The organism is Microbacterium trichothecenolyticum (assembly GCF_000956465.1).
Taxonomy (GTDB): domain Bacteria; phylum Actinomycetota; class Actinomycetes; order Actinomycetales; family Microbacteriaceae; genus Microbacterium; species Microbacterium trichothecenolyticum.
Genome location: NZ_JYJA01000038.1, coordinates 54009 through 56351 on the forward strand (window position 1 = coordinate 54009; position 2343 = coordinate 56351).

Annotated in this window: 2 protein-coding genes; both read left to right on the top strand. The window is 68.0% G+C overall.

The genetic code is table 11. From position 1 onward, the window contains the following. The first annotated feature begins 36 nt into the window (after nt 1-36). Nucleotides 37-1200 carry an ADP-forming succinate--CoA ligase subunit beta gene (gene sucC / locus RS82_RS14655; RefSeq protein ID WP_045300744.1) on the top strand — a complete coding sequence of 388 codons (1164 nt, stop codon included), beginning with the start codon at nt 37-39 and terminating at the stop codon, nt 1198-1200. A gap of 34 nt (nt 1201-1234) precedes the next feature. Next, on the top strand, nt 1235-2137 hold the full coding sequence (sucD, locus tag RS82_RS14660) for a succinate--CoA ligase subunit alpha (protein WP_045300746.1): 903 nt from the start codon (nt 1235-1237) through the stop codon (nt 2135-2137). The last annotated feature ends 206 nt before the right edge of the window (nt 2138-2343 follow it).

Here is a 2343-nt window from a genome sequence, read left to right on the forward strand (position 1 = left end):
CCCCACCCCCATTCGCCACCTGCGAAGGAAATCACTGTGGATCTGTACGAGTACCAGGCACGAGACCTTTTCGAGAAGTACGAGGTGCCGGTGCTCGCCGGCATCGTCGCGGACACGCCGGAGGAGGTGCGTGCCGCAGCCGAGAAGATCGGCGGTGTCGTCGTCGTCAAGGCCCAGGTCAAGACCGGCGGTCGCGGCAAGGCCGGCGGCGTGAAGGTCGCCAAGACCCCCGACGAGGCCTACGAGGCCGCGAAGGCCATCCTCGGCCTCGACATCAAGGGTCACGTCGTCAAGCGCGTCATGGTCGCGCAGGGTGCCCGCATCGACAAGGAGTACTACTTCTCGGTGCTGCTGGACCGCGCCAACCGCTCGTACCTGTCGCTGGCGAGCGTCGAGGGCGGCATGGAGATCGAGGAGCTCGCGGTCGAGCGCCCCGAGGCGCTCGCGCGCGTCGACGTCAACCCGGGAGCGGGCATCGACAAGGCGAAGGCCGTCGAGATCGCCGAGGCAGCCGGCTTCTCCGCCGACCTGGTCGACAAGGTGAGCGACGTGTTCGTCAAGCTCTACAACGTCTACAAGGGGGAGGACGCGACGCTCGTCGAGGTCAACCCGCTCGTGCTCACCGAGGAGGGCGACATCATCGCCCTCGACGGCAAGGTCTCGCTCGACGAGAACGCCGACTTCCGTCACGCCGGGCACGCACTGCTCGAGGACAAAGACGCGGCCGACCCGCTCGAGGCGAAGGCCAAGGCCAACGACCTCAACTACGTCAAGCTCGACGGCGAGGTCGGCGTGATCGGCAACGGCGCGGGCCTGGTGATGTCGACGCTCGACGTCGTCGCGTACGCCGGTGAGCACCACGGCGGCGTGAAGCCCGCCAACTTCCTCGACATCGGCGGCGGCGCCTCGGCCGAGGTCATGGCCGCGGGCCTGGACGTCATCCTGGGCGACCCGCAGGTCAAGTCGGTGTTCGTCAACGTGTTCGGCGGCATCACCGCGTGCGACGCCGTCGCCAAGGGCATCGTCGGCGCGCTCGCCGAGCTCGGCTCGTCCGCCTCGAAGCCGCTGGTCGTGCGCCTCGACGGCAACAAGGTCGAGGAAGGACGTGCGATCCTCCGCGACGCGAACCACCCGCTCGTGACCCTGGCCGAGACGATGGACGAGGGCGCCGACAAGGCCGCCGAGCTCGCCAACGCCTGAACCGCAGACATCCGGAACTAGGAAAGAACCAGTCATGTCGATCTTCCTCAACAAGGACTCCAAGGTCATCGTCCAGGGCATCACCGGCGGCGAGGGCACCAAGCACACCGCGCTCATGCTCAAGGCCGGCACCCAGGTCGTCGGCGGCGTGAACGCCCGCAAGGCCGGCACCACCGTGCTGCACACCGACGCCGACGGCAACCCCGTCGAACTGCCCGTGTTCGCCTCGGTGCAGGAGGCCATCGACGCCACCGGCGCCGACGTCTCGATCGCGTTCGTGCCGCCCGCGTTCACCAAGAGCGCCATGGTCGAGGCCATCGACGCCGAGATCCCCCTCCTCGTGGTGATCACCGAGGGCGTGCCCGTCGGCGACACCGCCGAGGCGTGGGCCTACGCGCAGTCGAAGGGTGACAAGACCCGCATCATCGGCCCGAACTGCCCCGGCATCATCACCCCCGGCGAGTCGCTGGTCGGCATCACGCCCGCCAACATCACCGGCAAGGGCCCGATCGGTCTCGTGTCGAAGTCGGGAACGCTGACGTACCAGATGATGTACGAGCTGCGCGAGATCGGCTTCTCGACGGCCATCGGCATCGGCGGCGACCCGATCATCGGCACCACGCACATCGACGCGCTCGCCGCGTTCGAGGCCGACCCCGAGACGAAGGCGATCGTCATGATCGGCGAGATCGGCGGCGACGCCGAAGAGCGCGCGGCCGACTTCATCAAGGCCAACGTGACCAAGCCGGTCGTCGGCTACGTCGCGGGCTTCACGGCCCCCGAGGGCAAGACGATGGGCCACGCCGGCGCCATCGTGTCGGGCTCGGCGGGCACCGCGCAGGCGAAGAAGGAGGCCCTCGAGGCCGCCGGCGTCAAGGTCGGCAAGACGCCGTCCGAGACCGCTGCGCTCATGCGCGACATCATCGCGGGGCTCTGAACCCCACGCACGACGCGACGAGAAAGGCCCCGCTTCGGCGGGGCCTTTCTTGGTCTGATCTGGATGTATTCCAGAAGGGGAATTCGACTCCTCTCTTGTGGATGTCGGATCGAGCCGCTACCGTCCCAGACGGATGCGCACCGAATGTCTGGCGGAGCGTAGCGGGACTGGGGATTCCTGCGGCCGAAATGGGCAGAAGGGGTCCC

What these genes read in the sequence shown, in the direction of transcription:
- sucD (WP_045300746.1), top strand. Translation starts at nt 1,235, where the DNA reads ATGTCGATCTTCCTCAACAAGGACTCCAAGGTCATCGTCCAGGGCATC.